This window comes from Apilactobacillus quenuiae (genome assembly GCF_002994005.1).
GTDB classification, from domain to species: Bacteria; Bacillota; Bacilli; order Lactobacillales; family Lactobacillaceae; genus Apilactobacillus; species Apilactobacillus quenuiae.
The window spans coordinates 81,655-105,319 of the sequence record NZ_POSN01000001.1; the positions used below are offsets into that span (position 1 = coordinate 81,655).

A 23,665-nucleotide genomic window follows, 5' to 3' on the forward strand; every position below is an offset into this window, starting at 1 on the left:
TTATTAGTTTAAGTGAGCAGAACGTTGTTTACGCAAAACTCTTTTTCTATTTTCATCAAGCTTTTGTTCATGATTTTCAACAGGCTCAACAACTGTTTTCTTGAAAGAGAATAATGCACCTACAACAGCACTTAATGTTGCTAATACCCCAAGAAAGAATCCGTTTCCAAATTTTTTCATCATAATACCCTCCTTATTTGTATATGTATAAGTTCTATACAGTTCTATTATGCAAGATTTATGGTAATATATCCAGTTTTGTGTTTATTTTTATTCAATAATTTATTATGATTAATGTATTGATTAATTAAACGAAATGAAGTGATTTTATGTACAAAGTTCTAATAATAGCTGGACCAACGGCTGTTGGAAAAACTGATCTCTCCATTAAATTGGCTAAAAAATTTAATGGAGAGATTATTTCTGGAGATTCAATGCAAGTATATCGAGGACTAAATATAGGGACTGCTAAAGTAACTGAAAATGAAATGCAAGGAATTAAGCACCATCTTATTAATACTAAAAATGTTGATGATTCATATTCTGCATCTAATTTTGTATCAGATGCTAAGCATTTAATAAAAAGTATATATGATAAAGGTAAATTGCCAATTATAGTTGGTGGTACTGGATTTTATTTGCAATCACTTGTTGATGGGTTTAATTTTGGAAATAATTCTTCAATTGATTCTTCTTTTAGAAGTAGCATGCATAAAAAAGCCGTTGAAAAGGGAAAATATAATTTATGGAAAGATCTGGATGTAATTGATCATGCAGCTGCAATTAATATTCCTGTTAATAATGAAAGACGTATAATCAGAGCCTTAGAATTTTATAAAGAAAATGGTAAAAAGTTTTCTGATCAGTCTGATAGTCATAATAATAATATTGATAGTTATGTTATTGCTTTAAATACAAATCGTGCAGTTTTATATGATCGAATTAATAAACGAGTTGACATTATGTTTGATAATGGTCTTTTGCAAGAGAACAAGTGGCTCTATCAAAAAGGTGGTTTAGAATTACCAGCATGTAAAGGTATTGGTTATAAAGAATTTAATGGATATTTTAATGGTGATATGCAGCTTTCTGATGTAAAAGATTTGATTAAAAAGAATTCAAGACATTATGCTAAAAGACAACTTACTTGGTTTAGAAATAAAATGGATGTTACATGGTATGACATTTTATCTGATAAAAATCAAATAGATGCAATCATAAGAGATATTTTTAAATGGAAAAACAGTTAATTTTTAATCATATGTCATATTATATTACATATTAGCTTGACATGTTTAATTATAATGTTATTATAAAATTATTAGAGGGAGTTATTTATGAAAGAAAAAGACTTAAGACGTTCACTATCAGTTTTGCCAATAGGCACTGTTATGAAGCTTACTAATTTAACTGCTAGACAAATTAGATATTATGAAGAGCAAGGTTTGGTTTCTCCTGAAAGAAATGAAGGAAATCGTAGGATGTATTCTTTAAATGATATTGATCTAATCTTGGAAATTAAAGACTACATATCTGATGGTATGAATATTTCTAAGATTAAAAGTGTTTATGAGCAGAGAGAAAAAGAAGCTTTTAGCCGTGGATCTAACAATAAATTATCAGATCAAGAGGCAAGAAGATTGCTATCTGATGAATTGTTGAATGTTGGTGGACTAAACTCAAAAGACGTTAAGAGCAATAATTCTTTTTAATTAAATCTAATCAAAACGTTAGGGGTAGAGTTAAATGGCTACAAAACATGATTATTCAAAAGACGATATTCGTCGAATTGTAAAAGAAGAAGACGTTAAATTCCTAAGATTAATGTTTACGGATGTTTTAGGTACATTGAAAAATGTTGAAGTCCCAATTAGTCAATTAGATGATTTACTCGATAATAAATTAATGTTTGATGGTTCATCTATTGAAGGTTTCGTTCGAATTGAAGAAAGTGATATGTACTTGCATCCAGATCTTTCAACTTGGATGATTTTCCCATGGAGCTCAGAAAGAGGTAAAATTGCCAGAGTTATTTGTGAGGTCTACAAAACTAATGGTGAACCATTTGAGGGAGATCCTCGTAATAATTTGATTCGTGTTCTAAAAGACATGAAAGATGCTGGTTATACTTCATTTAATATTGGACCTGAACCAGAATTTTTCTTATTTAAAATGGATGAAAATGGTAAACCCACAACAAAGTTGAATGATCATGGAAGTTATTTTGATATGGCTCCGTTAGATTTAGGTGGAAATTGTCGTCGAGATATTGTTCTAACTCTTGAAGAGATGGGCTTTGATGTTGAAGCAGCTCATCATGAAGTAGCTCCTGGACAACATGAAATTGACTTTAAATACGCAGATGCTTTGAATGCTGCTGATAATATCCAAACTTTTAAGTTAGTTGTTAAAACAGTTGCTAGAAAGCATGGACTTTATGCTACATTTATGCCAAAACCTCTAAGTGGTATTAATGGATCTGGTATGCATTTGAATATGTCATTATTTAATAATGACGGTGATGCTTTTTATGATAAAAATGGTGAATTGCAATTATCTGAAACTGCTTATCATTTCTTAGGTGGATTAATGAAACATGCTAAGAGTTATACAGCTGTTTGCAATCCAATTGTTAATTCATATAAACGTTTAGTTCCTGGTTATGAAGCACCAGTTTATGTTGCTTGGTCTGGATCAAATCGTTCACCATTAATTAGAGTACCTAATGCTCGTGGATTAGCAACTAGATTGGAATTAAGGAGTGCTGATCCAACAGCTAACCCATATATGGCAATTGCTTCTGTATTGGAAGCTGGATTAGATGGATTAAGAAATGAAATTGTTCCACCAAAGAGTGTTGATAGAAATATTTACCACATGAATGCTCAAGAAAGAAAAGATAACCAAATTGTTAACTTGCCAGATGATTTATTGGATGGACTTAAAGAATTAGCTTCTGATAAGACTATGAAGCATGCATTGGGTGAGAAAATTTTCAATAGTTTCTTGGCAGCTAAGCATTTAGAATATGACGCATATCGTGCACAAGTTTCTGAATGGGAAAGAGACCAATACATGGAACAATACTAAAATATTGATTTTCTAAAGAGATTATATTAGCTTATAGTCTCTTTTTTTCTTGAAAATATTTTTATTAATGTTAGAATTTTAAATTGTCTTATAAGGAAGTGAGTAATTTGTTTAATTATGAAAAAATGTTAAAAAAGTCCATAGATAATTTTAGATTGTCTGAGCAAAATAGTAATTTTACAGTTAACAAAAATAATCGATTACAAAAAGCATACATTAATTTAGATGTTAGTTTAGCTCAATTTGCTAAAGACTCTAAAAGGTTTAATCTATTATCTGATTCTAATATGAATATTGATATTATTGATTATAAAAATATCATGATAAAAGACTTTACTGAAAGTATGAAACTTTTCTTTTTAGTAGCCAATTTAAAGAATTGGAATCATCTTATTATTATTTCTGAGGATGAACAGAAAAAAATATTTAAAAATAACGCTGATAATGAATTTAGTAATGTTTATTTAGTTATTAAAAAAATGTTAATCAATAGTCTATTCAATCATAGTGAAAAAGATTTTACATATGCTTGGAAGATCTTTAATAAATTTGGAATTGTTGATATGAACTTGAATATTAGGGATGTATCTAAAGATTTTTTTAATAAAAATTAAAAAAGTATTGACACTTATCTATATTTTTAATATAATTATTTTTGTTGGTTATTTGTTGTCGCAGTAGCTCAGCAGGATAGAGCAACGGTCTTCTAAACCGTAGGTCAAGAGTTCGAATCTCTTCTGCGACATTTATTTTTATTTTAAAACACATTACAATTTTGTAATGTGTTTTTTTGTTGACTAATTACTATAATGTGTGTATACTTATGTCGTTGTATTTGTGGACTTTCACAGCTACAACCGCACGGAATGAGTATTAAGATTCATATTAATGAACGCTTATTTTCGGCGAGTCTAAGCATATTATTTCAAGGAGGTGCACATTATGTACGCAATTATTTTAACAGGCGGAAAGCAATATAAGGTTGCTGAAGGTGAATCAATTTACGTTGAAAAATTAAACGCAAATGAAGGTGACAAGGTTAAATTTGACCAAGTTGTTTTCGTTGGTGGAGACTCAGCTAAAGTTGGTACTCCTCTAGTAAACGGTGCTTCAGTTGAAGGTACTGTTGAAAAGCACGGTCGTGGTAAGAAGATTACTATTCTTCGTTACAAACCTAAGAAGGGTGCTCGTTCAAAGAAGGGTCATAGACAACCATATACTAAGGTTACTATTGACTCAATCAATGCATAATTAAAGAGGATAAAATGATTAAAGTTACTATTTATCATAATAAATTAAATGATTTTGTAAATTCATTTAAAATAACTGGTCATGCTGATTCGGGAGATTATGGTAAGGACATAGTTTGTGCTGCAGCTTCAGTTTTGTCCATTTCGACTGTAAATGGATTGAATGAAGTTGCTAAGCTAGATCCTAAAGTAAAAAGCAATGATATTGATGGTGGCTTTATGGAAGTAACTATTCCTAACACTGAAAATCATGATAATATGATTGCTTCTCAAGCTATTTTACATAGCTTTGAGAATGGGATGATTGATATTTCTAAAAGTTATGCAAAATATATTAAATTAAATATAATAAACGATTAAATTGTACGGAGGTGTAATTCAATGTTAAAAATGAATCTACAATTCTTCTCTCACCATAAAGGGGGAGGTTCAACTGCTAACGGACGTGATTCTGCAGGTCGTCGTTTAGGTACTAAGGCTGCTGATGGATCAACTGTTACAACTGGTTCAATTATTTACCGTCAACGTGGTACACATATTTACCCTGGTAAAAATGTTAAACGTGCCGGTGACGATACTTTATTTGCTTTAGTTGACGGTGTTGTACGTTTTGAACGCATGGGCCGCAAAAAGCGCCAAGTTTCAGTATACCCTGTTTCTGAAGCAGTTGCTAAATAATTAAGTAAATAATGTATTAAAAGCCTGATTATCAGGCTTTTTTTATTATAAAATATAATGTTATAATATTAGTAAGTAATGGTGCTACAAATAACTATTTAATTAGTTAATATTAGGAGGATTATTTTAATTATGGCAGTAATTTCAACAGCTAAATTTAAAACTGGATTAACAATCAAGGTTGATAATGCTATCTGGCGTATTATTAGTTTTCAACACGTAAAGCCTGGTAAGGGTGGAGCATTTGTTCGCTCTAAGTTAAAGAACTTAAGAACTGGTGCTGTTCAAGATAAAACATTCCGTTCTGGTGCTAAAATGGAACAAGCACAAATTGATTCAAGAACTATGCAATACTTATATGAAGATGGCTCTGGTTATGTTTTCATGGATATGGAAACTTATGATCAACTTACTGTTCCTGGTGACAAAATTAAGGATGCTTTAAACTATTTACAAGAAAATATGGAAGTAAGTATTGTTCAATATGAAAATGAAGTGATTGGTATTGAAGTTCCAAATACTGTTACTCTTCAAGTTGCAGAAACTGAACCAAGTATTAAAGGTAATACTGCTTCTGGTGGAAGCAAGCCAGCTAAAATGACTACTGGATTAATTGTTCAAGTTCCATTCTTTGTTAATTCTGATGATAAATTAATTATTAACACTACTGATGGAAGCTATATTTCAAGAGCTTAATTTTTGAAACTTAATTACTCGATTGGGGGTAATCTTTATGGCAGAAGAAAATAACATTGCTTTAAAAAACTCAAGTGATCAAAATGGAGATGTTCAAATATCTCCAAGGGTATTAGAAATAATTGCCAGTATTGCTGCTGTTCAAGTGAAAGGTGTGAACAGCATGCGTGGTTCTTTAGCCACTAGTGTAAATGAACTGTTTGGTAGAAAAGAATTTGGTAAGGGAATTAAATTAAATTTTGACAATGATAAATTAATTGTTGATGTTTATGTTTACTTAAATTATGGTGTTTCCGTGCCTAAAGTGGCTTTAAATATCCAAGAACAAGTAAAACAACAACTCTTATTCATGACTGAATTAAACTTAGGTGAAGTTAATGTTCATGTAGAGGGAATTGTTCCTGAAAAAACGGACGATAAATTTGATTCAAATAATTTATTTGATGATAACGATAGTAATAATAAGGGTGAACAATAGTGAATTTTACAAGACACAAAATAAGAGAGTTTGCATTTCAAACTTTATTTGCGATAAATGCAAATGATACTACGGATAAAGAACTTTTCTTTCATGCTATTTCTAAAACACAAGACGAAATTCCATCATATTATCTTGAATTAGTTAATGGGGTTTTAGAACATAAAGAAGATTTAGATAATAAAATTAGTGAATATCTTATTTCCGGATGGTCAATTAATAGAATTGCTAAAACTGATTTAGCTGTCCTTAGAATGGCTTTTTTTGAAATTTATTATGTAGGTGATATTCCAAATAAGGTTGCGATTAATGAGGCCTTAGAGTTAACAAAAAAATATAGTGATGATCATTCACGTAAATTTGTAAATGGTGTTTTATCTAATGCTATTTCATAATTAAACAATAGGTTTGCTTAACTGCAAATCTATTTTTTTAATGCATAAATTAATTTTAATGTGCTAAAATAAGTATAAAATGAATGGGGTGTTTCTATATGGCAACTATTATTGATGGAAAATTATTGGCAAAAAAACTTAATGAAGATACTAAAACAAATGTAAATAAAATGAAAAAACAAGGAGTTATACCTTGTTTAGCGGTGATTATTGTAGGAAATGATCAAGCTAGTAAAAGATATGTCAGAAGTAAGCATAAAAAAGCTGAACAATTAGGTATAAAATCAATAGTAAAAGAATTGCCAGAAGAAACTACAGAAACAGAATTACTTAAAGTTTTAAACGAATATAATCATAATAATGATATAAATGCAATTTTAATTCAATCTCCACTTCCTAAACATATTAATGAAAAATATATTATGGGGCAAATTAACCCTAAGAAAGACGTTGATGGATTTCAAATTATTAATTCTGGTAAGTTATTTTTAAATGAAGCTGAAAACTATCCAGTTGCTTGTACTCCAAAAGGTATCATGAAAATGCTAAATGAATACAATATTGAGCTTGTAGGTAAAAAAGCAGTTGTAATTGGTAGAAGTACAATTGTTGGAAGACCAATGGCAGCGTTATTAATTAATGCTGGTGCTGAAGTTAGTGTAATAAATCATTATGCTAATGTTAGTGACTATACTAAAAATGCTGATATCATAGTTTCAGCAACTGGTAAATTACATACGGTTACTAAAAATGATGTGAAGCAAGGTGCCACAATTATTGATGTTGGCCAAAATTTAGATGAAACTGGTAAATTAGTTGGAGATGTAGACTACCAAGAAGTTTATGAAATTGCCGGCTATATTACTCCAGTACCAGGAGGAGTTGGACCTATGACAATTAGCACATTAATGACTCAAACCGTTGAACTTACAAAATGGAGTGACTCTTTATAATGAGTAATGATTATTTATCAGTTAGTGATTTAACTAGCTATATTAAGAAAAAATTTGATCGTGATCCTTATTTAGGAAAAATATATTTAACGGGTGAAATATCTAATTTTAGATTGAGACCAGTTCACCAATATTTTAGTCTTAAAGACGATAATTCAAAAATAAGTGCAATTATGTTTAAATCAGCATTTAATAAAGTTAAATTCACTCCTGAAGAGGGCATGAAGGTCTTAGTTACTGGTAGAGTGTCTTTGTATGAAAAGACTGGTAATTATCAAATATATATTGATCATATGGAACCAGATGGTGTTGGAGAACTTTATCAAGCATATGAACAATTAAAGAATAAACTTTCAAAAGAGGGCTTGTTTTCTGCTCCTAAAAAATCAATAACCAAGTTTCCTAAAAGAATTGCTGTTGTTACTTCACCTAGTGGTGCAGTTATTAGAGATATTATTACTACTACTAGAAGAAGATATCCAATTGCTCAAATTGTACTGTTTCCAGCTGTAGTTCAAGGAAGTGAAGCAGCTGCAGATATTTCTAATCAAATCAAAAAAGTAAATCAAATGGGAACATTCGACACTTTAATTATTGGACGTGGTGGAGGATCTATTGAAGATTTATGGCCATTTAATGAGGAAATCGTTGCTAGAGCTATTTTTGATAGTGATATTCCAGTTATTTCTTCTGTTGGGCATGAAACTGACACCACAATTGCTGATTTAGTGGCTGATGTAAGAGCTGCTACTCCAACCGCAGCTGCAGAGTTATCTGTACCTGTGTTAACAGATGTATTATCAGAATTGCAAAAATATGAGATTAGAATATTTAATGCATTTAAGAATATATTAAATGTGCTTGATCAAAGATTAAATAAAGCTAAGGAATCATATATATTTAAACAACCAGAAAGACTATATGATTCATATCTACAAAGCTTAGATACTTTACGTGAAAAGTTATTTAATAATATGAAGAATAAATTTAATTATTTTGATAAACAATTTAGTCAATTAAGTAATGGATTAAAACTTAATTCTCCAAAACAACAAGTTGAATCTAATATTCAATTGTTAAAAATTAAACAACAACAATTACAAAGAAACATTGAATTGATTATTAAAAATAAACAAAATAATTTAAGCAACATTATTGAATCATTAGATCATTTAAGTCCACTTAAAACAATGTCTAGAGGATTTAGTTATACAACTGATGAACAAAATAATGTAATTAAAAGTGTTAATGACTTAAAGCAAGATTCAACAATAAACCTTAACCTAATAGATGGATCTGCAAAAGCAACTGTTAATTCGATAGAAAGGAAGCAAAAATAATGGCTGAAAAAGTTACCTTTGAAGAAAATATGCAAAAACTAGAACAAATTGTAAATGAATTAGAGCAAGGAGATATTCCATTAGAAAAAGCTTTATCTGAGTTTCAAAATGGAGTTAGTTTGACAAAAGATCTTCAATCTACTTTAAAAAATGCTGAAAATACACTTGCTAAAGAAATGACAAGTGATGATGAAGAAGTTCCTTTTGAAAAAACAGAAAGTGATAAAAAATAATGTTAGAAAAAATGCTAAATGATTTTGAACATGAAAATGTACCTAAAATTAATAATTATTTAGAATCTAATTTAACAAAAGATATTAATCAAAATACTTTAGCCAATTCAATGTACTATTCATTGATGGCAGGTGGTAAGAGATTAAGGCCTCTATTGACATTAGCAACTATGAAAACTTTAAACCAAAATGTAAATGATGATAATTTAAGAGCTGTTTGTGCGATTGAATTATTGCATACATATTCATTAATTCATGATGACTTACCAGCTATGGATAATGATGATTTACGTCGAGGGATGCCTACTAATCATGTTAAATTTGGTGCTGGAATGGCCACTTTAGCTGGAGATGGGTTACTTTCATTGGCTTTCCAATGGGTTGCTGATAATAATTTATCTATTGATATTAAATCACAACTTATTTTAATGCTTTCAAAAGCAAGTGGTCCTAGTGGAATGGTTGCTGGCCAAGCATCAGATATTGAATTTGAAAATAAAACTTTAAGCTTAGCGTCTTTACAGAGGCTACATCGTGGTAAGACCGGTGCCTTAATTAATTATGCTGTTTCTGCTGGTGCGATTATGTCTAATGCTGATAAAAATTTACAAACTCTTTTATCTACTTATGCTGACGACTATGGTTTAGCTTTTCAGATATATGATGATATTTTAGATGTTATTGCAACTTCTAAGCAGCTTGGTAAGCCAGTGCATCAGGATAATAAAAAGAATACTTATCCTAATTTAATAGGGCTGAAGAATTCATATTTAGAACTAGAGAAAGTTTTAGATCATAGTCATAAGACGCTTAATCAAATAAAAGAAAATTATGGAATTGATACTGATTTATTAGCAGCATTTCTAACTTATTTTAAAATTAGTTAATAGGAGCAATTTATTAATGAAAAAGCAAAGAGTTGATGTACTTTTAGTTCAACAAGGACTTTTTGATACTAGGGAAAAAGCAAAAAGAGCTGTAATGGCCGGCGAAATTTTGGGAAAAAATGAAGAAAGGTTAGATAAGCCAGGAACTAAAATTTCTGATGAAACTAAACTTCATTTAAAAGGAAAACCGATGCCATATGTTAGTCGTGGAGGACTAAAATTAGCTAAGGCTTTAAAAGCTTTTAATATAGACGTTAACAACAAAGTTGTTTTAGATATAGGATCTTCAACTGGAGGATTTACTGATGTTATGTTGCAAAATGGGGCTAAATTAAGCTATGCACTTGATGTTGGAAGTAATCAATTAGTTTGGAAATTAAGGGAAAATCCACGTGTTAAGGTAATGGAGCATACTAATTTTAGATATAGTAAACTGGATGATTTTGATAATGGCCAGCCAGAATTTTCTTCAATTGATGTCTCTTTCATATCTTTACATTTAATTTTGCCACCATTGAAAAATATTCTTAAAAAAGGTGGACAGGTTGTTGCTTTAGTAAAACCACAATTTGAAGCTGGTAGAGATAAAATTGGTAAACATGGAATTATTAGAGATCATAAAGTTCATGCTGAAGTTTTAGATGATATCATTAATTTCTCAATTAAGGCTGGTTATTCAGTTGAAGGACTTGATTATTCTCCAATTAAAGGAGGAGAAGGAAATATTGAATTCTTATTACATCTAAGATCTGATGATAATCCATCAATTGATTCTAGTGTTTCAATTAGCAATACAATTGAAAGATCCGATAATTTAGGATGATTTGTTTTATTTAATAATTTTTGAAAGGAAGTTATTTAATTGCTAGAAAATTTATTAATAAGTAATTTAGCAATCATCGATAAATTAGAGATAGATTTTTCATCTGGCATGACGGTGCTTACTGGAGAAACAGGTGCTGGTAAATCTATTATTATTGATGCTGTCGGACTATTAGCTGGTAATCGTGGCTCACAAAAGTTTATTAGAAATGGTAGTAATAAACTGCTAATTCAAGGATTGTTTGTTTTTCCACAAGAAGGACTAACTTACAAGATCTTGGATGATCTTGGTATTGATCATAGTGATGGTAGTGTTATTTTGCAAAGAGAAATTTATCGCAATGGTAAAAATATTTGTCGTGTAAATGGTATTTTGGTGAATACTGCTACTTTAAAAAAGATTGGATCCACTGTTGTAGATATTCAAGGACAGAATGATAGCCAAGACTTAATGCAGCCAGATAAACATGTTCAATTATTAGATGAATTTGGACAGAATGATTTGAAACCACTTCTAAAAGAATATAATTATTATTATGAAAAATATAATCATCTAAATAAACTAATTAAAGAGAAGCGTAATAATGAAAAGGAATGGTCTCAAAGATTAGATATGTTACAATTCCAAGAAAATGAAATTGGCAATGCTAATTTAGCAAATGGAGAAGAAGAAAGATTATCTCAGGAACGTGATCATTTACAAAACTATCAAAAAATTGTAGATGCATTAAACCTATCATTTAGCTCAATTAATGGTGATGATGCAATTAGTCCCTTAGACATGATTGGTCAAGCGATGAATGCCATGCAATCAATCGAAGATGTTGATTCTAAATTTGATGAAATATCAGATAGTGTAAAAGATGCTTTTTATTTATTACAAGATGCATCCGATAATATTTCTGATCAAGTTGATCTACAAGAATTTGATGATAATCGATTAGAAGAAATTGAGGAAAGATTGAATGTTATTTATGAACTAAAACGTAAGTATGGTGATTCAATCGAACAAATATTACAACACTATGATAGTGTTAAAAATGAGTTATCCTCTATGCAATCTGATAAGGAAACCGGTGAGAATCTTACCGAAAAATATAATCATAATTATGATAAATTAGAGAACGCAGCACAAAAAATCAGTTCTATTAGACATAAAGTTTCTGTGGAATTAGAGAATGCAATTCATAAACAGTTATCTGATCTATATATGTCAAAAACTGAGTTTAAAGTAATTTTTAATAAATTACCTAATAAAACATTTAATCAGTTTGGCAATGAACATGTGGAATTTTATATGCGGACCAATCCAGGTGAAAGTCTATTACCGTTGAGTAAAGTAGCATCTGGTGGTGAAATTTCTAGGATTTTATTAGCCCTAAAAACAGTTTTTGCTAGTTCTCAAGGAATTACTTCTATTGTATTTGATGAAGTCGATACCGGTGTTTCTGGTAGAGTGGCACAAGCCATCGCTGATAAGATTTCTTCTATTTCTAGAAGATCACAAGTTTTATGTATTACTCACCTACCACAGGTAGCTGCAATGGCTGATCATCATTACTTCATTAAAAAAGAAGTTTCTAATAATCGAACTAATACTAATTTAGTTAAATTAAACAGCAACGATCGAGTAGAAGAACTCGCTAGGATGCTTTCCGGTTCTACCGTTACTAAACTGACGATTGAACATGCCAATGAGTTGCTTAATTTAGCATATGACGAGAAAAAATAAATTTGAAAATTTTACTTAAATAGACCATAATAGTAATAATATTATTTAATTGTAAGGGGTTTTATAATGGCAAAACGAGGAATGTTAATTGTCCTTTCTGGTCCTTCTGGTGTTGGTAAAGGTACTGTTAGAAAAGCGCTTTTTAATCAGCCCAATGTAGATTTTAAATATTCAATTTCAATGACTACTAGAAAGCCTCGTGAAGGCGAAGTTAATGGAAAAGATTATTTTTTTGTTTCTAAGGAACAATTTGAAAATCATATTAAGAATGGTGAAGTACTTGAATATGCTAAGTATGTTGACAATTATTATGGTACACCATTAAAATATGTAAATGAGACTTTAGATGCTGGTCATGACGTTTTCTTAGAAATTGAAGTTAATGGTGCAATGCAAGTTAGAGCTAATTGTCCTGAAGCGATATTTGTGTTCTTAACTCCACCTGACCTAGTAGTTTTAAAAAACCGTCTAATTGGTCGCGGTACTGATGATATGGAAGTTATTAATAAGCGAATCAAGAAGGCTGTTTTGGAAATTAAAATGATGCGTAACTACGATTATGCTGTTTTAAATGATAAAGTTGAAAATGCTGTTAATAGAATTCAAACAATTATTAGTAGTGAAAGACTTAAAGTAAATCGTGTTATGCCAGATTATTTATCATCGTTAGGAGACGAAGCTTAATGTTATTATACCCATCTGTAGATAAATTACTTGAAAGAGTCGATTCTAGATATTCATTAATTATGTTAGCTAGTAAAAGAGCTCATGAAATTGAATCCGGTTCTCCATTATTATTAGATAATTATAAGTCAAGAAAACCTGTTGGAAAAGCTTTTGAAGAAATTGCTGCTGGTAAGGTTGAACTTACAAGAATCGAAAAATAATTTTAAAAACCTTTGCATTGATTGCAAAGGTTTTTATTTTTAATTTGTTAACTAATTTTTGATACAATATTATTAAATAATGATCGGGGTGTAAAAATGTTTAAAAATCTAAACGTTGCATTATATGTATCTGGAAGTATTGCTGCTTATAAATCACTAACTTTGGCTAGAAACTTAATTAAGAAGGGTGCAAATGTAAGAGTTATAATGACTGATAGTGCACAACTATTTGTTACTCCGCTTGCATTTCAGACGCTTACTAAAAATAAAGTATTCACTAATATTAGTGAAGAACCAGATGAAAAGGAAATAACCCATATTAATATTGCAAAATGGGCTGATGTATCGCTTATTGCGCCAGCAACTGCTAATTTTATTGCTAAAATAGCTAACGGAAATGCTGATGATGCTGCTAGTACCACTTTATTAGCAACTAATGGCAAAAAAATTGTAGTACCAGCAATGAATGATAATATGTGGAATAATCCGGCTACTATAAGGAATATCAATACATTAAAGAATGATGGTATAACTATCTTTTCACCTACAAAAGGTTATCTAGCTGAAGGTTATTCCGGAAATGGTAGAATGATTGAGCCAGAACTAATTATAAAAAAGCTTGAAAATAAGTTAAGCAATAGTAATTTATTAAAAGGAAGAAGATTAATCGTTACTGCTGGTGGTACTAGAGAAGCTATTGATCCAGTTAGGTATATAAGTAATAAGTCATCTGGTAAAATGGGATATGCAATTGCAGATGCAGCTATTGATGCTGGTGCAGATGTTACATTAATTAGCGCTCCTTCTAAATTGTCTGCTAATAATAAAACAAAATTAATTTCTGTTAATTCTGCTGCAGATATGGAAAAAGCAGTTAGAAACAACTTTAATAAATCGGATATTCTTATAATGGCAGCTGCAGTTTCTGATTATAGGCCGCTTATTTATTCTAACCAAAAAATAAAGAAAAATGATGATAACTTGATTCTTAACCTATCCAAGACTAATGATATTTTAAAGGAAATCACAAAAACCAAATCTAATCAATTTGTAGTAGGGTTTGCTGCAGAAACGCAAAATCTGATTGAAAACGCTAAAAATAAATTAAAGCATAAAAATCTTGACATGTTAGTTGCCAATGATGTTACTGGAAATAATACTGGATTTAATAGTGATAATAATAAAGTTTATTTTATTGATCATACTGGGATAATTAGTGAGACTGATATTGAAAGCAAGAAAAACATTTCAAAAAAATTAATAAAACTTATTAGTGAAAGAATTGATAAATAGGGAAGAGATATATTGAATTTAGCAAAAATAATTGTTGATGTACCAACTATGCAGACTAATGAACCTTATACTTATCAAATTCCTAAATTCTTAAATGAACAATTAGAAACGGGAATGCGAGTGATTGTACCCTTTGGAAATGGTAGTCGTAAAGTTCAAGGAATTGTTTGGGAAATAATTCCTAATGGTAGTTTCAATGGTAATTTAAAAAATATTGACAGTGTTATGGATTTTGAGCCAGTCTTAAATGATGAACTATTATTGATGTCAAAATGGATGGCTAATAAAACTTTTTCTTTTCAAATTAGTTGTATTTTAACTATGTTACCTAGTGTGATGCGTGCTAAATATCAAAAGCAATTAAAATTAGTTGATGATGTTAATGATGAACAGATTGCTAAAATATTTAGTAAATCAAAAATTGTAGATTTTAATCCAGAGGAGTTTGATAAAGACATATTAAGGAAAATTTTAAATTTAAAGAAGAAAAATAAGATTGAAATTAAATATAATGTTAAAAATAAAGCGCATTCTAAAAAAATATTAGGCTTAAAGCCTAATATTTCAAATGAAGAAATTAATAAAAAAATTTCAGAATTACGTTCTAATGCTACTAAGCAAAAAAATATTTTGTATTATATTCGAGATTATCCTAATAATACGATTTCACAAAGAAAATTATGTAAAAATTATGATATATCTGAATCTGCTATTAAAACTGCTGTAAAAAAAGGATGGTTTAACCAGTTTCAAATGGAAGCTTATCGTAATCCATATAAACAACCAGTTAAAAAAAATTATCCTTTAAAACTTAATGTTGACCAAAAAAATGCAGTAGATCAAGTAGGAATCTCGATTAATGATAATAATAGTCAAGTCTTTCTATTAGAAGGCGTTACAGGTTCAGGCAAAACAGAAGTATATTTGCAGGCTATGCAAAAAGCATTAGCTATAGGTAAAACTGCATTGATGTTAGTCCCAGAAATAGCTTTAACTCCACAAATGGCTAATCGAGTGAAAGGTCGATTTGGTGATAGAGTTGCAATGTTTCATAGTGGGTTATCTAATGGAGAAAAATATGATGAATGGCGCCGAATAAATAATGGTAAAGCAGATGTTGTCGTTGGTGCACGATCTGCAATATTTGCACCATTAAAAAATATTGGATTAATTATTATGGATGAAGAACACGATTCTAGTTATAAACAGGATGATGTCCCGCGTTACCATACTAGGGATGTTGCTAAATGGCGTGCTAAATATTACAAATGTCCAGTGATTTTAGGTAGTGCAACACCTTCTTTAGAATCAAGAGCAAGAGCTACTAAAGGAGTTTATTCGCTAATAAGATTACCACATCGAATTAATAATCAATCACTACCAAATGTGAAAATTATTGATATGAAAAATGAATTAATTAACAATGGTGATGAGGACTTTTCTTCAGAATTACTAAATGCAATCAAAAATCGTATTAATAAAAGTGAACAAACGGTTTTAATGCTGAATCGCAGAGGGTATTCTTCATTTATAATGTGTAGAAATTGTGGCTTTGTATTAAAATGTCCTAATTGTGATATTTCATTAACTTTGCATATGGATACTAAAACAATGAAGTGCCATTACTGTGGCCATGAGGAACCTATACCATACCGCTGTCCTAATTGTCATGATAAAAAAATTAGGTATTATGGAACAGGAACACAAAAAGTACAAAAAAAATTACAAGAATTAATTCCTAATGCTCGTATCATTAGGATGGATGTTGACACTACCAGAAGAAAAGGTGCTCACGAGCAACTTTTACAAAAATTTGGGCATGGCAATGCTGATGTACTATTGGGTACACAAATGATTGCTAAAGGTTTAGATTTTCCTAATGTGACTTTGGTCGGGGTTTTAAATGCTGACACATCATTAGATTTACCCGACTTTCGTTCTAGTGAAAAAACATTTGAATTATTAACTCAAGTTAGTGGTCGTGCAGGTCGTGCAGAAAAAGAGGGATTAGTTTATATTCAAACATTTAATCCAGATAATTATGCTATTCAGTTGTCTAAACAACAAGACTACGAAAAGTTTTATCGAACTGAAATGAACATTAGGCATATAACTAACTATCCACCATATTATTTTACTGTTAAAATAACTGCTAGCGATATAAATGAATCCAAGGCTGCTGCAAAGATGTTTGAAATATCCAAAATATTAAAAGCTAAATTAAGTGATCAAACAATTATGCTAGGACCATCACCTAGTTCTATTTTGAGAATAAAGAATAAATATTATTATCAGATTATTCTTAAATATAAAAATGAGCCTAATTTACATGCTTGTTTAGATTATATTTTGCAGCATTATCAAAAAGATGCACAAAAAGGTCTGTATGTAAATATTGATCCTAATCCATTAAACTTTATGTAAGGAAGTATATAAAATATGAAAAAAATTGTTTTTATGGGAACACCTTCTTTTGCTGTTCCAATCTTAAAAGACTTATTAAATTCAGAAAGTTATGATGTTATAGCTGTTGTTACCCAACCTGATCGTCCATTTGGTCGTAAACGAGTTTTAAAAGCATCACCTGTTAAATTATTTGCTAAAGAAGCAAATATTGATGTATTTCAACCAGAAAAAATTAGTGGTAGTGAAGAAATGCAAAACATTATTAATTTACATCCAGACTTTATTATTACTGCTGCATTTGGTCAATTTTTACCTACAAAGCTATTAAATGCTGCCAAAATAGCTGCAGTAAACGTTCATGGTTCTTTATTGCCTAAGTATCGTGGTGGTGCTCCTGTTCAATACTCCATTATGAACGGTGATGATAAAACTGGCGTTTCTATTATGTATATGGTTAAAAAAATGGATGCAGGTGATATTTTATCTCAAGCATCTATTAAAATTGGAGAACAAGATGATACGGCTTCAATGTTTGATAAATTAAGTGTTTTGGGTAGTAAGTTATTATTAGAAACTTTACCTAAGATAGCTGATGGGACTGTTAAACCGGTAGCTCAAGATGAAAGCAAAGTTGTATTTTCACCTAACATTAAACGTTCTGAAGAAAAACTTGATTTTACTAAAACTGCATTTTTAGTTGATCGTAAAGTTAGAGCTCTAAGACCAGACCCTAGCGCATTTACTTTTCTTAAAGGTAAACGTACAAAAATTTGGAAAACTAAAATTATTAATGATGAAAAGACTGATTTAGAACCAGGTAAAGTAGTTGCTAAAACTAAAAAATCTTTAAAAATTGCTTGTGGTGGTGGTACCATAATTGAAATTTTAGAATTGCAGCCAGCTGGTAAACCTAAACAAAATATTAAAGCATATTTAAATGGAGCTGGTCAAAGTATTAAAGAAAAGGAACAGGTAATTACTAATGAGTAAAGATAACCCCAGACTTTTAGCAGTAAAAACACTTAATAAAATATCTAATGGATCATATTCTAATTTACAGTTAAATCAGGTAATTGAACATAGCGATTTAGATAGCCGTGATATAAGTTTATTAACTAATATTGTCTATGGTGTAATTCAACATCGATTAACTTTAGAATATTATCTAAGTTCATTTGTAAAAAATCCTAAAAAAACTGATGCTTGGGTAAAGGAATTATTGTATAGTGCCATTTATCAAATGTATTATTTAGATAAGATTCCTGAACGTGCTATCTTTAATGAATCTATAAAAATTGCGAAAAAACTAGGCCATGATGGAATAAGAAGAATGGTGACTGGAACATTACACCAAATAAAAAGAAATGGGTTACCATCTTTTAATGATATTCAGGATCCAATAAAAAAGTTATCAATTGAATATAGCGTTGCACCATGGATTATTCAGGAGCTAAATCAACAAGTTGGAAATAAAAAAGCTATTTCTATTTTAGAAAGTATTAATAAACCTTCTAAACAATCAGTAAGATTTAATTCAAAACTAATTGATAAATTAACTTTATCAGAAGCATTAAAATCTGAAGGCTATGGTGTAAAAAATAGCTCATTAGTAAAATCTGGTTTGATTCTAACTGATAAATCTGCTAGTTATAGTGATTTGTTTAAGACAGGTAAAATGACTATTCAAGATGAAAGCGCTATGTTACCTGTTGAGTCAATGGATATTAAACCTAATTATCAGATTTTAGATGCTTGTTCTGCTCCGGGAGGAAAAACTACTCAAATTGCTGAAAAACTAGATTATAATCAAGGTGGTCATGTCTTTGCGCTTGATTTACATGAAAAACGTTTAAAACAAGTCGAAAAAAATGCACAACGTTTAAGGGTATCTGATGTACTAAGTACTGAAACTTGTGATGCTAGGAAAATAGACTCATTATATAAAGATGAACAATTTGATCAAATATTGATTGACGCACCATGTTCTGGAATTGGTCTAATTAGAAGAAAACCTGAAATAAGATATGAAAAACGATTATCTGATGTTAATCATCTATCAGATATACAACTTGATATATTGAATTCTGTCGCTTCAAAATTAAAGAGTGGTGGCAAACTTGTTTATAGTACTTGCACTATTTTAAATCAGGAAAATAGTGATGTTATTGATAAATTCCTAGCTTTAAATGAAAATTTTGAACTAGTACCTACAAAAACATTATTAAATTTAAAAAAAAATAATAAATATTTAAAAATTTATCCTGATGATTATGAATCAGATGGATTCTTTGTATGTAATTTGATTAAAAAATAATGGAGATATTATGCAAATAATTGCTAAATCATCAATTGGTAAAGTTAGAGATAAAAATGAAGATTGTGTAGGCTATTTTTATAACCATCAGGGTGCTTTACTTACGGTTTTAGCTGATGGAATTGGAGGAAATCGTGGTGGTGATGTAGCATCAAAAATGGCTGTTGATTTATTAGGAAATGCGTTTAAAAAATATACTATTAGTTCAATCAAAGCTGTTGAAAATTGGATTCAAAAACAATTTAAAATTATTAATAATCAGATAATGATCAAATCAGAAGAACATTTTTCTTTAGATAAAATGGGAACAACAATCGTAATTGCATTATTTTTTGGTAATCAATACTTGGTTGCTCATTTAGGCGATAGTAGGTGTTATGTTCTTCATAATAATGAGCTTAATCAAGTTACTGTAGACCATTCTTACGTCAATATTTTAATTAAAAATGGTGAATTATCTAAAAAAGATGCTAATGATTCTGCTTTAAAAAACATTATTGTTAAAGGCCTAGGAGTATCCAGTGATGCTGATACCAATATTTCTAAAATAAATTTATCAACAAACGATATTGTTCTATTATGCAGTGATGGTCTTACTAATATGGTTAATGATTTAGATATTTATTATAAGCTTAATCAAAATTCATCTGTTAATAAAATAGCCAATGATTTAATAAAAGAAGCCAATGATAATGGTGGTAATGATAATATATCTGTAGTCATTATTAAAAACACCCTAGGAAGTGATAATCTATGAAAAACGGTACTGTGCTAAATAATCGTTATAAGATTATCAACAAAATTGGTGAAGGTGGTATGGTTAACGTTTATTTAGCTAATGATAATAAGGCTAAACGTTTGGTTACCATTAAAATTATAAGACTTGATTTTCAACACAGTAAAAAAGCTCAACGACATTTTAAATATGAAAGATTAGCTATTAATAAATTGAACAGTAAATATATTGTTAAATTTTACGATGTTGGTAAATATAATGATATGCAGTATTTGGTTATGGAATATGTTTCAGGATCTGATTTAAAAAAATATATTCAAAATAATTATCCAATTGATTTAAAAACTGTTATTTATATTATGTGTCAAGTGCTTGATGCAGTTAATATAGCACATGATCATGGTATTATTCATCGTGATTTAAAACCGCAGAATATTTTAATTAATAAAAATAAAAATATTAAAATAACTGATTTCGGAATTGCTGTTATTACTGATTTATTGCCATTAACTCGAACCAGCTCTATTGTTGGTTCGATTCATTATATCTCACCTGAACAAACACTAGGGAAGTCAATTACTAGGCAATCAGACATTTATTCTTTAGGAATCATTTTATATGAATTATTGGTAGGAAAAGTTCCTTTTAGTGGCGATTCTCCGGTTAACATTGCTATGCAACATTCTCGTAATAACATTCCCTCAATAATTGATAAAAATACTAAAGTTCCCCAATCATTAGAAAATGTTGTATTAAAGGCTACAGCAAAAAGGCCTGAAGACCGTTATAGTAGTGTGCTAGAAATGAAAAAAGATTTAGAGACCTCCTTGGATCCTAATAGAAAATATGAAGCCAAATTATTTTTTAAAGCTAATAATAAAAAATTAATCGATGATGATGAAACCAAAATATTAAATTTTGAAGCCTTAAAAAAAGATAGTTCTAAAATGAATGCTTTGAATAATAATAAAAATACAAAGCTATTCTTTTTGATTACAGTTTTTTTGTTATTTATTATTACGATTATAATTATATTGCACTTAACTTTGTTTTCTAGAGTGACTGTACCAAATGTTGTTAACATGCAAGTTGAAAATGCAAAACGAAATATTAAAAAATCGAAATTACTTTCAACAAAAATTATTTATCAAAATAACTACAAAGTCCCTTATAATCATGTTATTAAAACAGAGCCTAACGCTAAAACCAAATTATTAAATCATTCTGGTATTAAATTAATTGTTAGTAATGGCACAGGGGTAGTTAAAATGGACAATTATGTTGGTAAGAAATATGACAAAATTTATATAAAACTATCAAAGATGGGTTTTAAAGTAAAAAGCATTTATAATTACAATGATTATTTCATGCCTAATCATGTTTTAAATCAAAGCATTTTACCTAATACTAAGGTTAATCCTAAAAACAAAGTATTGAATTTAGTTGTATCAAAATATGGTGAATCATTTACAATGAAAAACTTAATAGGAATGAATGAAGAACAAGCCAAAAAATATGTAAATGATAAACATTTAAATGCTAAATTTCATTATGAGAATACTACAGATGATCCAGTTGGAGTTGTTTATCAACAAAATCCTATTGATGGTTTAAAAATTAAAAGTGGTTATAATGTTGAAATTTGGGTTTCAAAGGGAAACACAAGTGGTGTAAACTTAAATCATGGTTTTAAATTGTCATTAAGGATTCCATATAAAAGAACTAATAACTTAAATGGCAACAAAATTACTGTTTATTCTAATATTAACGGTAATGGACTTTCATTCTATGAAAGCATATATATTCATAAAGATACTAATATATATATCCCATATAATTTAAAATCAAATGAAAAATCAAGATATGAAATATATCGGGATGGTAAACTAATTATGAAATAAAAATTGAGGTGATTAATTGACAAAAGGAAAGATATTTCAATCCCTTAGTGGATTCTATGATATTATAAGTGATAATAAAATATATAGAACTCGTGCCCGCGGTAATTTTAGAAAACGTAAAATTACCCCATTAGTAGGTGATGAGGTAGAGTTTCAATCAGATTCTGCAACAGAGGGATATTTACTTAAGGTTTTTGAAAGAAAGAATTCATTGGTAAGACCGCCAATAGCTAATATCGATCAAGCTGTTGTAGTAACCTCGACTGTTAACCCAGAATTTTCTAGTAATTTATTGGATCGTCAATTAGTTGCTTTGGAAATTAGCAATATTAAACCAATCATTTATTTTACTAAGGTAGATTTATTAGATAATGATAGTTTAAATTACTTTAATAATATTAAGTTAACTTATCACAATATTGGTTATAATGTTATTATGTCTGACGGTGAAAATGACGGTGAAGCTTTAAATGACTTAAATAATTATTTCAAAAATAAAGTTAGCGTAATTATGGGACAGACAGGTTCTGGTAAATCTACATTGTTGAATAAGATTTCTCCCAGTTTAAGATTGCCAACTGGTAAAATATCTGCAGCTTTGAATCGTGGGAAACATACGACTAGGAAGGTTAGCTTTCTTAAAATTAATGGTGGTTTAGTGGCTGATACTCCTGGATTTTCATCTTATGATACGTTTGATATTAGATCTAATGAACTTAGAAATTATTTTCCTGAATTTAAAAGAAATGCTGATAAATGTAAATTTAGGGGATGCGTTCATATAAATGAACCTAATTGTGAAATAAAAAAATTATTAAATGATAATAAATTGTCTCACGAACGTTATAATAATTATTTACAGTTATATGGAATGTTAAAAAATAAAAAACCAGTTTATAATAAAAAGAAATGAGGAAATATTTATGATTAAAGTAGCTCCATCAATTTTAAGTGCTGACTATTTAAATTTAGAAAGAGATATTAATAAAGTTGAACAAAATTCTGAATATTTACATATTGATGTAATGGACGGGGACTTTGTACCTTCAATTTCATATGGACCAGGTTGGGTTAAACAAATTAGAAAAATTTCAAATTTGTTTTTAGATGTTCATATGATGGTAAGAAATCCTGAAAGATATGTAGATGAATTTGCTGACAATGGTGCAGATTTAATTGGTGTTCATGTGGAAGCTACTCCACATATTCATAGAGCTTTACAAATGATTAAAAATAAAGGTGTAAAAGCTGAAGTTGTTATTAATCCTGGAACACCAGTAGAAGCTATTAAGCCAGTACTATATATGGTTGATCAAGTATTAGTGATGACTGTTAATCCTGGATTTGGTGGCCAAAAATTTTTACCTGAAACTGTTAAAAAAATTAAGCAATTAAATGACTTGAAGAAGAGTGAAGGATACTCATTTGATATCGAAATTGATGGTGGAGTTAATAACGAAACTGTTAAAACTGCTTACGATGCTGGTGCCACTGTTGCCGTTGCTGGTTCATATGTATTTAATGATGAAAAACCTTCATCAAAAGTTCAGGCTATTAAGGATGCTACTAAATAA

The 23,665-nt window shown here is 29.6% G+C and carries 27 protein-coding genes, 1 tRNA gene and 1 other annotated feature; of the genes, 27 read left to right on the forward strand and 1 reads right to left on the reverse strand.

Annotated elements, in window-relative coordinates; genetic code table 11:
• Nucleotides 1-3 precede the first annotated feature (3 nt).
• On the reverse strand, nucleotides 4-180 hold the full coding sequence (locus C7N44_RS00455; protein ID WP_105955957.1) for a DUF3042 family protein: 177 nt from the start codon (nucleotides 178-180) through the stop codon (nucleotides 4-6).
• Between the two features lie 149 nt (nucleotides 181-329).
• Between C7N44_RS00455 and miaA the strand changes: the two genes are divergently transcribed.
• The 27 genes from miaA (at nucleotide 330) to rpe (ending at nucleotide 23,665) form a co-directional block, all read left to right on the forward strand.
• Nucleotides 330-1,250: a tRNA (adenosine(37)-N6)-dimethylallyltransferase MiaA gene (gene miaA, locus C7N44_RS00460; RefSeq protein WP_105955958.1), complete on the forward strand. Its 921-nt coding sequence runs from the start codon at nucleotides 330-332 to the stop codon at nucleotides 1,248-1,250.
• Nucleotides 1,251-1,337: 87 nt separating this feature from the next.
• A complete protein-coding gene (locus C7N44_RS00465; RefSeq protein WP_105955959.1) occupies nucleotides 1,338-1,712 on the forward strand; it encodes a MerR family transcriptional regulator in 375 nt (124 codons plus the stop codon).
• A gap of 34 nt (nucleotides 1,713-1,746) precedes the next feature.
• Nucleotides 1,747-3,090: a type I glutamate--ammonia ligase gene (gene glnA, locus C7N44_RS00470; protein WP_105955960.1), complete on the forward strand. Its 1,344-nt coding sequence runs from the start codon at nucleotides 1,747-1,749 to the stop codon at nucleotides 3,088-3,090.
• Between the two features lie 107 nt (nucleotides 3,091-3,197).
• Nucleotides 3,198-3,704: a hypothetical protein gene (locus C7N44_RS00475; protein ID WP_105955961.1), complete on the forward strand. Its 507-nt coding sequence runs from the start codon at nucleotides 3,198-3,200 to the stop codon at nucleotides 3,702-3,704.
• Nucleotides 3,705-3,761: 57 nt separating this feature from the next.
• Nucleotides 3,762-3,835 (forward strand) — tRNA-Arg (locus C7N44_RS00480).
• Between the two features lie 100 nt (nucleotides 3,836-3,935).
• Nucleotides 3,936-4,013: a sequence feature (ribosomal protein L21 leader region), on the forward strand.
• 19 nt (nucleotides 4,014-4,032) lie between these two features.
• Complete coding sequence (gene rplU, locus C7N44_RS00485; protein WP_105955962.1) at nucleotides 4,033-4,341, forward strand: 50S ribosomal protein L21; 309 nt, start codon at nucleotides 4,033-4,035, stop codon at nucleotides 4,339-4,341.
• A gap of 14 nt (nucleotides 4,342-4,355) precedes the next feature.
• The gene (locus C7N44_RS00490; RefSeq protein WP_105955963.1) at nucleotides 4,356-4,700 is read left to right on the forward strand and encodes a ribosomal-processing cysteine protease Prp; all 345 of its coding nucleotides are present in this window, start codon (nucleotides 4,356-4,358) and stop codon (nucleotides 4,698-4,700) included.
• Nucleotides 4,701-4,721: 21 nt separating this feature from the next.
• Nucleotides 4,722-5,018 carry a 50S ribosomal protein L27 gene (gene rpmA, locus C7N44_RS00495; protein WP_105955964.1) on the forward strand — a complete coding sequence of 99 codons (297 nt, stop codon included), beginning with the start codon at nucleotides 4,722-4,724 and terminating at the stop codon, nucleotides 5,016-5,018.
• 132 nt (nucleotides 5,019-5,150) lie between these two features.
• A complete protein-coding gene (efp, locus tag C7N44_RS00500; RefSeq protein ID WP_105955965.1) occupies nucleotides 5,151-5,714 on the forward strand; it encodes an elongation factor P in 564 nt (187 codons plus the stop codon).
• Nucleotides 5,715-5,751: 37 nt separating this feature from the next.
• A complete protein-coding gene (locus C7N44_RS00505; protein ID WP_105955966.1) occupies nucleotides 5,752-6,192 on the forward strand; it encodes an Asp23/Gls24 family envelope stress response protein in 441 nt (146 codons plus the stop codon).
• Entirely contained in the window at nucleotides 6,192-6,587 is a 396-nt protein-coding gene (gene nusB, locus C7N44_RS00510; RefSeq protein WP_105955967.1) for a transcription antitermination factor NusB, read from the forward strand. The genes C7N44_RS00505 and nusB overlap by 1 nt, the downstream gene beginning before the upstream one ends.
• A gap of 98 nt (nucleotides 6,588-6,685) precedes the next feature.
• A complete protein-coding gene (locus C7N44_RS00515; RefSeq protein WP_105955968.1) occupies nucleotides 6,686-7,540 on the forward strand; it encodes a bifunctional 5,10-methylenetetrahydrofolate dehydrogenase/5,10-methenyltetrahydrofolate cyclohydrolase in 855 nt (284 codons plus the stop codon).
• On the forward strand, nucleotides 7,537-8,880 hold the full coding sequence (gene xseA, locus C7N44_RS00520; RefSeq protein ID WP_318530494.1) for an exodeoxyribonuclease VII large subunit: 1,344 nt from the start codon (nucleotides 7,537-7,539) through the stop codon (nucleotides 8,878-8,880). Before C7N44_RS00515 ends, xseA begins: the two co-directional genes overlap by 4 nt.
• Nucleotides 8,880-9,113 (forward strand): exodeoxyribonuclease VII small subunit, encoded by a 234-nt coding sequence (locus C7N44_RS00525; protein ID WP_105955970.1) that lies wholly within the window; start codon nucleotides 8,880-8,882, stop codon nucleotides 9,111-9,113. The genes xseA and C7N44_RS00525 overlap by 1 nt, the downstream gene beginning before the upstream one ends.
• Entirely contained in the window at nucleotides 9,113-10,000 is an 888-nt protein-coding gene (locus tag C7N44_RS00530) for a polyprenyl synthetase family protein (protein ID WP_105955971.1), read from the forward strand. Before C7N44_RS00525 ends, C7N44_RS00530 begins: the two co-directional genes overlap by 1 nt.
• A 16-nt stretch (nucleotides 10,001-10,016) precedes the next feature.
• The gene (locus tag C7N44_RS00535; RefSeq protein WP_105955972.1) at nucleotides 10,017-10,823 is read left to right on the forward strand and encodes a TlyA family RNA methyltransferase; all 807 of its coding nucleotides are present in this window, start codon (nucleotides 10,017-10,019) and stop codon (nucleotides 10,821-10,823) included.
• A 39-nt stretch (nucleotides 10,824-10,862) separates the two neighbouring features.
• Nucleotides 10,863-12,554, forward strand: coding sequence for a DNA repair protein RecN (gene recN, locus C7N44_RS00540; RefSeq protein ID WP_105955973.1), 1,692 nt, complete (start codon nucleotides 10,863-10,865; stop codon nucleotides 12,552-12,554).
• A 66-nt stretch (nucleotides 12,555-12,620) separates the two neighbouring features.
• Entirely contained in the window at nucleotides 12,621-13,238 is a 618-nt protein-coding gene (gene gmk / locus C7N44_RS00545) for a guanylate kinase (protein WP_105955974.1), read from the forward strand.
• On the forward strand, nucleotides 13,238-13,441 hold the full coding sequence (gene rpoZ, locus C7N44_RS00550; protein WP_105955975.1) for a DNA-directed RNA polymerase subunit omega: 204 nt from the start codon (nucleotides 13,238-13,240) through the stop codon (nucleotides 13,439-13,441). The genes gmk and rpoZ overlap by 1 nt, the downstream gene beginning before the upstream one ends.
• A 96-nt stretch (nucleotides 13,442-13,537) precedes the next feature.
• The gene (gene coaBC, locus C7N44_RS00555) at nucleotides 13,538-14,734 is read left to right on the forward strand and encodes a bifunctional phosphopantothenoylcysteine decarboxylase/phosphopantothenate--cysteine ligase CoaBC (protein WP_105955976.1); all 1,197 of its coding nucleotides are present in this window, start codon (nucleotides 13,538-13,540) and stop codon (nucleotides 14,732-14,734) included.
• A 9-nt stretch (nucleotides 14,735-14,743) separates the two neighbouring features.
• Nucleotides 14,744-17,158 carry a primosomal protein N' gene (gene priA, locus C7N44_RS00560; RefSeq protein WP_105955977.1) on the forward strand — a complete coding sequence of 805 codons (2,415 nt, stop codon included), beginning with the start codon at nucleotides 14,744-14,746 and terminating at the stop codon, nucleotides 17,156-17,158.
• Nucleotides 17,159-17,173: 15 nt separating this feature from the next.
• Entirely contained in the window at nucleotides 17,174-18,130 is a 957-nt protein-coding gene (gene fmt, locus C7N44_RS00565) for a methionyl-tRNA formyltransferase (RefSeq protein WP_105955978.1), read from the forward strand.
• On the forward strand, nucleotides 18,123-19,454 hold the full coding sequence (gene rsmB, locus C7N44_RS00570; RefSeq protein WP_105955979.1) for a 16S rRNA (cytosine(967)-C(5))-methyltransferase RsmB: 1,332 nt from the start codon (nucleotides 18,123-18,125) through the stop codon (nucleotides 19,452-19,454). Before fmt ends, rsmB begins: the two co-directional genes overlap by 8 nt.
• A 10-nt stretch (nucleotides 19,455-19,464) precedes the next feature.
• A complete protein-coding gene (locus tag C7N44_RS00575; RefSeq protein WP_105955980.1) occupies nucleotides 19,465-20,211 on the forward strand; it encodes a Stp1/IreP family PP2C-type Ser/Thr phosphatase in 747 nt (248 codons plus the stop codon).
• Complete coding sequence (pknB, locus tag C7N44_RS00580; protein WP_105955981.1) at nucleotides 20,208-22,091, forward strand: Stk1 family PASTA domain-containing Ser/Thr kinase; 1,884 nt, start codon at nucleotides 20,208-20,210, stop codon at nucleotides 22,089-22,091. Before C7N44_RS00575 ends, pknB begins: the two co-directional genes overlap by 4 nt.
• Nucleotides 22,092-22,107: 16 nt before the next feature.
• A complete protein-coding gene (gene rsgA, locus C7N44_RS00585) occupies nucleotides 22,108-23,004 on the forward strand; it encodes a ribosome small subunit-dependent GTPase A (RefSeq protein WP_105955982.1) in 897 nt (298 codons plus the stop codon).
• Nucleotides 23,005-23,014: 10 nt separating this feature from the next.
• Entirely contained in the window at nucleotides 23,015-23,665 is a 651-nt protein-coding gene (gene rpe, locus C7N44_RS00590; protein ID WP_105955983.1) for a ribulose-phosphate 3-epimerase, read from the forward strand.

What these genes read in the sequence shown, in the direction of transcription:
- C7N44_RS00455 (WP_105955957.1), bottom strand. Translation starts at nt 180, where the DNA reads ATGAAAAAATTTGGAAACGGATTCTTTCTTGGGGTATTAGCAACATTA.
- miaA (WP_105955958.1), top strand. Translation starts at nt 330, where the DNA reads ATGTACAAAGTTCTAATAATAGCTGGACCAACGGCTGTTGGAAAAACT.
- C7N44_RS00465 (WP_105955959.1), top strand. Translation starts at nt 1,338, where the DNA reads ATGAAAGAAAAAGACTTAAGACGTTCACTATCAGTTTTGCCAATAGGC.
- glnA (WP_105955960.1), top strand. Translation starts at nt 1,747, where the DNA reads ATGGCTACAAAACATGATTATTCAAAAGACGATATTCGTCGAATTGTA.
- rplU (WP_105955962.1), top strand. Translation starts at nt 4,033, where the DNA reads ATGTACGCAATTATTTTAACAGGCGGAAAGCAATATAAGGTTGCTGAA.
- C7N44_RS00490 (WP_105955963.1), top strand. Translation starts at nt 4,356, where the DNA reads ATGATTAAAGTTACTATTTATCATAATAAATTAAATGATTTTGTAAAT.
- rpmA (WP_105955964.1), top strand. Translation starts at nt 4,722, where the DNA reads ATGTTAAAAATGAATCTACAATTCTTCTCTCACCATAAAGGGGGAGGT.
- efp (WP_105955965.1), top strand. Translation starts at nt 5,151, where the DNA reads ATGGCAGTAATTTCAACAGCTAAATTTAAAACTGGATTAACAATCAAG.
- C7N44_RS00505 (WP_105955966.1), top strand. Translation starts at nt 5,752, where the DNA reads ATGGCAGAAGAAAATAACATTGCTTTAAAAAACTCAAGTGATCAAAAT.
- C7N44_RS00515 (WP_105955968.1), top strand. Translation starts at nt 6,686, where the DNA reads ATGGCAACTATTATTGATGGAAAATTATTGGCAAAAAAACTTAATGAA.
- C7N44_RS00525 (WP_105955970.1), top strand. Translation starts at nt 8,880, where the DNA reads ATGGCTGAAAAAGTTACCTTTGAAGAAAATATGCAAAAACTAGAACAA.
- C7N44_RS00530 (WP_105955971.1), top strand. Translation starts at nt 9,113, where the DNA reads ATGTTAGAAAAAATGCTAAATGATTTTGAACATGAAAATGTACCTAAA.
- C7N44_RS00535 (WP_105955972.1), top strand. Translation starts at nt 10,017, where the DNA reads ATGAAAAAGCAAAGAGTTGATGTACTTTTAGTTCAACAAGGACTTTTT.
- gmk (WP_105955974.1), top strand. Translation starts at nt 12,621, where the DNA reads ATGGCAAAACGAGGAATGTTAATTGTCCTTTCTGGTCCTTCTGGTGTT.
- rpoZ (WP_105955975.1), top strand. Translation starts at nt 13,238, where the DNA reads ATGTTATTATACCCATCTGTAGATAAATTACTTGAAAGAGTCGATTCT.
- coaBC (WP_105955976.1), top strand. Translation starts at nt 13,538, where the DNA reads ATGTTTAAAAATCTAAACGTTGCATTATATGTATCTGGAAGTATTGCT.
- fmt (WP_105955978.1), top strand. Translation starts at nt 17,174, where the DNA reads ATGAAAAAAATTGTTTTTATGGGAACACCTTCTTTTGCTGTTCCAATC.
- rsmB (WP_105955979.1), top strand. Translation starts at nt 18,123, where the DNA reads ATGAGTAAAGATAACCCCAGACTTTTAGCAGTAAAAACACTTAATAAA.
- C7N44_RS00575 (WP_105955980.1), top strand. Translation starts at nt 19,465, where the DNA reads ATGCAAATAATTGCTAAATCATCAATTGGTAAAGTTAGAGATAAAAAT.
- pknB (WP_105955981.1), top strand. Translation starts at nt 20,208, where the DNA reads ATGAAAAACGGTACTGTGCTAAATAATCGTTATAAGATTATCAACAAA.
- rpe (WP_105955983.1), top strand. Translation starts at nt 23,015, where the DNA reads ATGATTAAAGTAGCTCCATCAATTTTAAGTGCTGACTATTTAAATTTA.